The following is an 8,333-nucleotide window of genomic DNA, read 5'->3' as shown; positions in this document are numbered from 1 at the left end:
GTTTGATGCAGGCTTGTTTCAATCCAATTTAAATCAATAAGTTCACAAAAATGGTTGAGTGATGGGAGAGAATGTTCAAGAGTGGATTCTAAATGTTCAGATAAAGACATAAAAAAATGAGCGTATTTACATACACTCATTTTTACTACATTTTACTAAAATTTGCTTAACTGACTGGCATTATCCGTAAGGGGGCTTTTTTTGGGTTATTTAAAATGCTAATAAAATAATTATTTTATATTTTCTAATATTCTATATTTATAAGTTTTTAAAAAAGATATAAAAACTTAACTATGACTATTTTATGGGGGGAGAGATGGAGTTTATTGAGCAAATTAAAGAAGTAATGAAGGAATCGCGAAAAGAAATGCATGTTGATCAAATAGCAGAAGCAATCGTAGCGAAATATCCTCATACTCAGCAGCATCTAGATGTTTTATCTAAGAAAATCTCTTCAATACTTTCAAAGGATATTGACAAATATAAAACAAAATCAGAGTTCACAAAACCAAAAAATTCTAAAGGTGCTCCAAGACGGGGAATTTACAGATTAAAAATCAAAAAAGTTGTACCTGATATTGTTCCACCGCCACCTACAGTTAATGCACTGTATACGGGCAAGGCTGGTGAATTTGCAGTGATGGCTGAATTATTATTTTTTGGATTTAATACATCATATATGGCTGTTGATGATGGTATTGATCTTGTCGCAGCAAAAGATAATAAATACTTTCATATACGGGTTAAAACAGCCAATATATCTGAATCAAATAATCAGTATAGATTCACGATAAATCAGAGATCTTATGATTCAAAGGATGCATCATCTACTTTCTATATTTTTGTATTACGATCATGTAATGGTCCATCTTATGTAAATAATTATATTATTCTTCCAAATAGTGATATCAGTCGATTACTGGAATCTGGAACTATTACACAAGCGGCTAAATTATCCATTTGTATTGAACGCGATAAAAATGGAAAATATTTATTAAATTCAAAGAAAACTGTGAATTACGCTTTAAATAGATTTGATAAAATTCGTTAAATAAACTGATTTATATGACCAATTCTGCCATGGTCATTAATTGACAAGCGATATTTATAGAAATTACAAATAGGTATTATGATCATGCAATTTAATTCTATCTCGCCAATCCCTGAAGATGATGCAGAACTGCATCTGCCTGAACTGGTGTACTGGGCATCTTTAGGTGAACTCGCAGAAGTCGAAAAATCTTTAGCGAATGGCACAGACGTAAACACTGCCGATGAAGAAGGCTATAGCGCACTGCATGCAGCCGCAGAAAACGGCTATTTAGACGTGGTGAAGCTTTTGGTAGCTAATGGTGCAAATGTACAGCATAAGACCCAATACACAGCATTAGAGCTTGCAGAAATGGCAGGCAATGATGATGTGGTAGCTTACTTAAAAAATTTGTAAGCCATAATATTTTATGAATCAACATTATAAAATACCCGCATGCAATATGCGGGTATTTTCATTTTAGTATTATTGTTGCTGTTGCTGTTGCTGTTGCTGTTGCTGTTGCTGTTGCTGTTGCTGTTGCTGTTGCTGTTGCTGTTGCTCAAGCTCCTGCTGAATCGCTTGATTAAACGCAGGCAAGTCATCTGGACAACGAGAAGTAATGAGCACCCAACCACCCGTATTACAGCGGTGCACCTGCTCATCGACCCAATGTGCACCCGCATTTTCCAAATCCAAACGAATACTTTTATAAGACGTCAGAGTTTTATCACGAATTCGTTCAGCATTAATGAGCGCCCAAGGACCATGACAAATTGCAGCAATAGGTTTTTGATGGTCAGCAAAGTTTTGAATAAGTCGCAGTGCATCTTCATCGATCCGTAGATGATCTGCATTGACAGTTCCGCCTGGAATTACTAACACATCATAGTCTTCAGCATTTACGTTGCTCAATTGGGCATTGGGTTGAACTTCAGCTTCGACCTTTTTGTCGGCTTTTACTGTTTGGACAACCGCATGTTTAATAGCGGCATGAATGGCTTCAATTCCCTTTTCATTTAAATAATTTAATGGTTGGATCAGCTCGTCATGTTCAACACCGACATTTGAAGTTATCACTAAAGCTTTTAAAGTCATGATTGACTCCTTGCAATGAGGATTGTCTACCACGCTAACAAGCTGACGGATTTGGGTATGTAATAATTTCGCAGGAAACTGTAAGAAGTTTTGACAGAGATGTTATGCGAAAGTTCTAGATTAGAGCGAACTTTTAAAAATCAGCTAGAAAAAGAAAACCCCAACATCCTGTTGGGGTTTTCTTCGTATTTCGTATTTTAGATACAACTCCATGTCATATCTCACGTCCTGATGCAGAAACTTATTGTTATTGTTTTATGTTTCGGAAACTTCCTGTTTCCTGATAACTGTAGATTAGGCCTGTTTGAATAAATTGAATAGCAGCAATTTTCTGCATGCCATGTAAGCCAAAACGTACAAAATTATTCTGTTACCTTTCCAAAGAAAAATCATCTGATTAATTGATTAGAATCAAATGATTATAAAAGGGAAGGGAACAATAAATGAAACAATGTATACAATATTTTCGAACGCCTAGCCTCATCGTCGGTATCTTGATGACAGCCGCATGCCATGCGGAAAACACCACAACTACAGCACAAGATCAAACACCAAGCCAAGCTCAAAAATCGGCACAAATCCAGCAAGAACAACGCTTTAAAATACAAAAAATCGCTCAATTTAATGAACCTTGGGCGTTTCAACAACTCCCAGATGGACGCTTATTGCTAACTGAAAGAAAAGGTCAACTGATCATCTTTAACCCGCAAAATCAGCAGAAAATACAGGTGAAAAACCTTCCCAAAGTTGCCTATGGCGGACAAGGCGGATTAGGTGATATTGCACTTGATCCGCAGTTTGAAAAAAATCATCAGATATACTTGAGCTATGCAGAAGCGGGACAGGGCGGTTATGGCGCTGTCATCGAAAAAGCCACATTAAACCTCAATGAAGCTGCGCCAAGTTTAAAACAGCGGAAAATCATTTGGAGGCAAATTCCAAAAGTAGAAGGTCAAGGCCATTATTCACACCGTATGCAGTTTGGTGCAGATGGAAAATTATGGGTGAGTTCGGGCGAACGTCAGAAGTTTGATCCTGCACAAGATCTGCAGTCAAATTTGGGTAAAGTACTGCGCTTAAATAGTGATGGAACACCTGCTGTAGATAATCCATTTCAGACCCAAGGCGAGGTTGCCAAGCAAGTGTGGAGCTTCGGGCACCGTAACCCTTTAGGCATGGCATTTGATGCAAAACAGCAGCTTTGGGTGGCCGAAATGGGACCGAAAGGCGGCGATGAGTTAAATCTTGTGCAACGTGGTAAAAACTATGGCTATCCGCATGTGTCGAATGGCGATCATTATGATGATCAACCGATTCCTGATCATCATACACGGCCTGAATTTGAAGCGCCTGCCATCAGCTGGACACCGGTGATTTCACCGTCGAGTTTGATGTTTTACCAAGGGCAAAAATTCCCCTTGTGGAAAAATAAAGCGCTGATTGGCGGGTTGTCGTCTCAAGCAATCGTGATTGTGGACACAGCGCATCAACCGGCAACAGAAATCCAGCGCATCGACATGAAACAGCGGGTCCGTGGCTTGATTGAAGCCAAAGATGGCGCCATTTGGGGGATTGAGGACGGTGAAAAAGCATGGTTATTCAAAATTGAGCCAAAATAGCGGCTAAAAAATAAACAAAAAAATTCAAAAAATAAAAAAAAGCCCCTACGGGGCTTCTCACATACAGGCCTGCACGAATTTTAAATCTATCAGCTAAGCCGCATAGTGCTCATCGGCATTAAATGCATTGGCTTGAATTTGAATTAATTTACGATTTCCTTGTTCTCCATTCATCCGCCAATGCGCAATTTTAATATTATCGACGATCGCAACATCGCCTTTATGCCATTGTAAAAGCAGCGCATCTTTATACATCGCATCAAAAAATTGCTGCTTTTCGTTATCGCTGCATTCAATTTGTTGACCTTCTGGCGTGTAAATTTCCCAAGTCAGCTGCATGCCGTCCGCCGTCGAATCGATTTCAATCTCTCCTCGATTTTCAAAGCAATTTTTGGCCGCCTGATGGGCAAATGGATTGGTATTATTGGCAAAAGCCCACGGCTGAATGACATGCTTTTTCGTATCGGGGTGATGAATCACCAGTGGCGAACGCTGTAAGGTCAGTTTGGCTTTTTTATCTTGTCGAATCTCTAGACTAAACGGGCTCTTTTTCAGCAATAACCGGTCAAATAGCCCCACCTCGCGCGCCGAGACATAAGAAAAATGGTTCCATGCACCGAGATATTTTTCCTGTAGATGTTTCGGAAAATTCTCCCAAATCTGCTCTAAGTTATTAAATCCTGTTTCTGCCAAATACGTCGAAGGTTCCTGACAAAATAAGGCGATATAACGCGAGCGTTCTGAGCGCACGCCGCCTTCAACATGTGGGCCTTGTACCGAGTTTTCGACTGGACCCAATTGCACTGTGTTGCGGTCGATATAACGACGGTAGTCGCCTGCGCCGAGCAAGTTCTCGCTGTATTTTCGCATCCAAGATGCAACCCAGCTGGGTATATTGGGGTTAAATGCATTCCATGGCGTAAACTGAAAATATTGTTCAATCAGTTGGTTAAATTGTTCGGGTTGCTTGATGTTAAAACCACGGAACAGCAAGATGCCATTTTCATGGATTTGTTGTAAAAGCTCTTGTCGATGCGCGCCAATATATTGTGCAAGATCTTGTGGGCTATTGTGTTCTGGAGCGGCATGAAAAATGCGGGTAAAACTATTCAGTTGTTGCTGTTGCAATTGCATAGGTCATTCTCTAATTTTTTAATTCAATTTTTATTGTTGTCGCCTAATCCCTAAGCGCTGACAGTTCGAGCTGCTGAACTCGCAGCCATTATTCTGTCTAAAATCTTTGCCGATTATAAGTACAGTTTTACTGTTGCGATGTAAGTATTGTTGATAAATTGCGATTTTTCGACGAATAGAGTGCGATTGCTGAGTGAATGACGACATGAAAAAAGCCCTCGACATCCTATCGAAGGCTTTTTAGATTCATTCTAAAGATATGACTCCTGTCATACCGATTAGCGTTCCTGCTGCATGTGCATTATTTATTTTTATTGCAAGACATCCTGTCTCTGTATGTTCTTACTATAGGCGCGTTGCTGTTGAGGCTACAGGCGTAAATACTGCAAGCGCTGTAGGTAAATGCCTACAGCAGAACGTCGCTAAATCCTGCTAGTGTAGTGATGGATATAACAACAATGAGTTTCGCGCATGCCTGCAACACAAATCGATATACGGATGCAATACAGCATAGAACAAGAACAACAGTTGATAAATGCTGTCTTTGACGCCTTACAACAGAGTTTTCAGCTGCCTCGATATGACCGCAATATACGTTTGCAAGTGCATGCCCCACATCGGTTTCAGGTGTTTGATCATTTGACGCAGCCTGAGCGTTTTACACATATCACCATCGATTGTTTTGCGGGACGAACCTTAGCAACCAAGCGTAAGTTATATCAAATGCTGGTGCAAAATTTGGTGGAATTTGGCATTCCAGCCGACCATATCATCATTACCTTACGCGAAAGCCCTCAAGAAAACTGGGGGATTCGAGCTGGTCAAGCCGCCTGTGATGTCGATTTAGGTTTTCAGGTCGATGTTTAGTCTGTGCAAATACATGGAATGTTGCTTTCACGGAGCTTAAACGAAAAAAGCCCCGACATCCTGTCGGGGCTTTTTCGGATTCATTGTAGCGGTATAACTTCTGTCCTACCGTTAAGCTTCCTGCTCATTGTCTTATCATTGTTGTTTTATGTTCAGTGACATCCTGTCGCTGTATGACCTTAATATAAAAGTAATCCAATAACGTGAATAGTGTCTATTATCCGCATCTGATGTAAGCCAAAACGTACAACACCTAAATTATCATTCTGTCCGTCGCGTCAATGTATTGCACAGCATTAAGGCTCTCGACCGTTAGATCTATGCATCCATATTGATCTAAACCGCTTTTAAAACAGCAGGAAGCTGGTTTTGAAGTGACTAAAAGCCTTATCAGTGGTGTTACATATTTTTGCGATTAATTGGTTGAATGGTGAACTAATTTATCAGACATTAAAAATTCATAATGAAAAATATACAGGGAATAAGATCGATGCTAAGAACACTTACACAACAACGGACGACATCAAAACTTCAGCTCGCATTAGGCTGCGTCATTGTGCTTAGTGCTTCAGCAAGTTGGGCAGCATCTCCACAAGAGATTAAGAAAATTGCAGAAAGTCAAAAGCAAAGTTATTTAGAGACCTTGAAAACCTTAGTCAATATTGAATCTGGCAGTAAAGATATTGAGGGATTGAATCAGATTGCCAAGGTGGTCGCAGAGCAATTAAAAGCCACAGGGGCTGAGGTGAACGTGATTCAGCCCAAAGACATCATGAAACTCGATGGTGCGCCAGACCAGACAGGGCCGATTGTAAAAGCGGTACTAAAAGGCAAAGGTAAAACGAACATTATGTTGTTGGCGCATAACGATACGGTGTATCAAAAGGGCCAATTACAAGGTCAACCGTTTCGCATAGACGGTAATAAAGCTTATGGTTTAGGTATTTTGGATGACAAGCAGGGTGTTGCTGCAGTGATTCATGTCTTGGATATGCTGAAAAAGCTGAAGTACCAAGATTACGGCACCATTACGGTGTTAATTAATTCAGATGAAGAAATCAGTTCACCCGGCTCGCGCCAATTGATTATGGATACCGCTCAAAATCAGGATGTTGTCCTCTCCTTTGAAACCGGTGGTTTAGAGGGAAGCTTGATGTTAGCCACCAGTGGGATTGGTGCGGCTTATTTAGATATTAAAGGGCGGGGTTCGCATGCGGGGGTAAAACCTGAAGCAGGGGTCAATGCCTTGACAGAACTGGCTTTTCAGATTCAACAATTGGAAAATCTATCCAATCCGAAAACGGGTTTAAAGCTGAATTGGACCGTTGCGACGGCTGGAAAAACCCGAAATGTGATTCCTGACCATGCGACAGCACAGGCAGATGCTTGTTCCTTAAAACCACAAGATTTTGCTGAGTTGGAAAAAACCTTGAAGCAAAAAGTTAAAACCAAAAAATTGGCGGAAAGTCAGGTCGAGGTCAAATTTGAAGTCCGTCGTCCACCTTTAGAAGCCAGTCCACAAGCCAAAAAATTAGCCGCAACAGCCCAGCAGATTTACACAAACGAATTAAAGCTGCCGATGAAAGTTGAAACGACCGCTTGGGGTGGTGGTACCGATGCCGCTTTTGCTGGGGTTAGTTCGAAAGCCGCGATCATTGAAGGAATCGGTATGTCTGGCGATGGATTACATTCAGATAAAGCTGAATATATTTTGACAGATTCTATCGTACCGCGTTTGTACTTGGTGACGCGTTTAATTGTGGAGAGTTCTAAAAAGTAATCGTATCCGATTGGATGAGATCTAATGAGTCATTGCCCTGAGTTTGGTTGTGGCTCATGTTAGAGCTATTCTTATGTAGCATTTGAAATGAAAAAAGCCCCGACATCCTGTCGAGGCTTTTTCAGATTCATTCTAGCGGTATAACTCCTGTCCTACCGTAAGCTTCCTGCTTAGTCTTATCATTGTTGTTTTATGTTCAGTGACGTCCTGTCTCTGTATGCTTTAACTTTATCGTGGATGATGCATGGCGTATAGCTGCCATCTGCCGAAAATAATGTAAGCCTGAACCTACAAAAGGCGGCATCTATCACGCGAACGGCAACAATTAAGCACTCACATATTGCAGTAATTTTTTGAAAATCGCTTTAACCGCTTTGTTGTCAAATTCATTCGGTTCGAATTTATCTGTTTGATTACGTGTAAAAATGTCACGAATTTCAACTACAGCATTACTGTCAATTAAGCCCAATTGAGTTGCCACTTGGCGAATTTGATCAATCGAACGTGAACCATTGGTGCCTCCATAGCTAACGTATGCCGCAGGTTTTCCGCCCCATTCTTTACCGAGGTAATCCAATGCATTTTTGAGCGCAGGGCTGTAGCCGTGGTTATATTCAGGGCTAATGAAAATAAATGCGTCGCCTTGCGCGATTTTATCAAATGGAGCGTAAAACTCTTTCCTTCAGGTCAGAGATATAAGCGACACGACATGAAGTGTCGTTTGATTTAACTAAGGACTATTTTCCTTGAGTTTTGATTGTTAATATAAGTACATGAAAACCCTTAAATTACGTATAAAAGACAA

Annotated in this window: 7 protein-coding genes and 1 pseudogene; 5 read left to right on the top strand and 3 right to left on the bottom strand. The window is 40.5% G+C overall.

Features of this window, described 5'->3' with window-relative positions:
* Positions 1-316 precede the first annotated feature (316 nt).
* Both FTT98_RS16620 and FTT98_RS16615 read left to right on the top strand, forming a co-directional pair.
* Entirely contained in the window at positions 317-1,051 is a 735-nt protein-coding gene (locus FTT98_RS16620; RefSeq protein ID WP_180177586.1) for a hypothetical protein, read from the top strand.
* An 84-nt stretch (positions 1,052-1,135) separates the two neighbouring features.
* Positions 1,136-1,447 (top strand): ankyrin repeat domain-containing protein, encoded by a 312-nt coding sequence (locus tag FTT98_RS16615; RefSeq protein WP_180063070.1) that lies wholly within the window; start codon positions 1,136-1,138, stop codon positions 1,445-1,447.
* 69 nt (positions 1,448-1,516) lie between these two features.
* Here FTT98_RS16615 and FTT98_RS16610 read toward each other — a convergent pair whose 3' ends face one another.
* Positions 1,517-2,128 (bottom strand): type 1 glutamine amidotransferase domain-containing protein, encoded by a 612-nt coding sequence (locus FTT98_RS16610; RefSeq protein ID WP_180177585.1) that lies wholly within the window; start codon positions 2,126-2,128, stop codon positions 1,517-1,519.
* Positions 2,129-2,571: 443 nt separating this feature from the next.
* On the opposite strand from FTT98_RS16610, the gene FTT98_RS16605 reads away from it, so the two are divergent.
* The gene (locus FTT98_RS16605) at positions 2,572-3,747 is read left to right on the top strand and encodes a PQQ-dependent sugar dehydrogenase (RefSeq protein ID WP_373685147.1); all 1,176 of its coding nucleotides are present in this window, start codon (positions 2,572-2,574) and stop codon (positions 3,745-3,747) included.
* Positions 3,748-3,840: 93 nt separating this feature from the next.
* Here the strand turns inward: FTT98_RS16605 and FTT98_RS16600 are convergent, their stop codons facing one another.
* Positions 3,841-4,881, bottom strand: a complete 1,041-nt coding sequence (locus FTT98_RS16600) for a TauD/TfdA family dioxygenase (protein WP_180136035.1) — start codon at positions 4,879-4,881, stop codon at positions 3,841-3,843.
* Positions 4,882-5,352: 471 nt separating this feature from the next.
* On the opposite strand from FTT98_RS16600, the gene FTT98_RS16595 reads away from it, so the two are divergent.
* Together FTT98_RS16595 and FTT98_RS16590 are read left to right on the top strand one after the other, a co-directional pair.
* Positions 5,353-5,748, top strand: a complete 396-nt coding sequence (locus tag FTT98_RS16595; RefSeq protein ID WP_168379827.1) for a tautomerase family protein — start codon at positions 5,353-5,355, stop codon at positions 5,746-5,748.
* Between the two features lie 490 nt (positions 5,749-6,238).
* Complete coding sequence (locus FTT98_RS16590; RefSeq protein ID WP_180177584.1) at positions 6,239-7,528, top strand: glutamate carboxypeptidase; 1,290 nt, start codon at positions 6,239-6,241, stop codon at positions 7,526-7,528.
* Positions 7,529-7,853: 325 nt separating this feature from the next.
* On the opposite strand, the pseudogene FTT98_RS16585 reads toward FTT98_RS16590, so the two are convergent.
* Positions 7,854-8,186, bottom strand: a pseudogene (locus tag FTT98_RS16585) (NADPH-dependent FMN reductase); the annotation flags it as partial.
* Between the last annotated feature and the right edge of the window lie 147 nt (positions 8,187-8,333).

Origin of the sequence: Acinetobacter sp. YH12039 (assembly GCF_013420015.1) — a bacterium.
GTDB classification, from domain to species: domain Bacteria; phylum Pseudomonadota; class Gammaproteobacteria; order Pseudomonadales; family Moraxellaceae; genus Acinetobacter; species Acinetobacter amyesii.
Note: the sequence above shows the minus strand (reverse complement) of the source record. Positions and strands in the feature narration are given on the sequence as shown.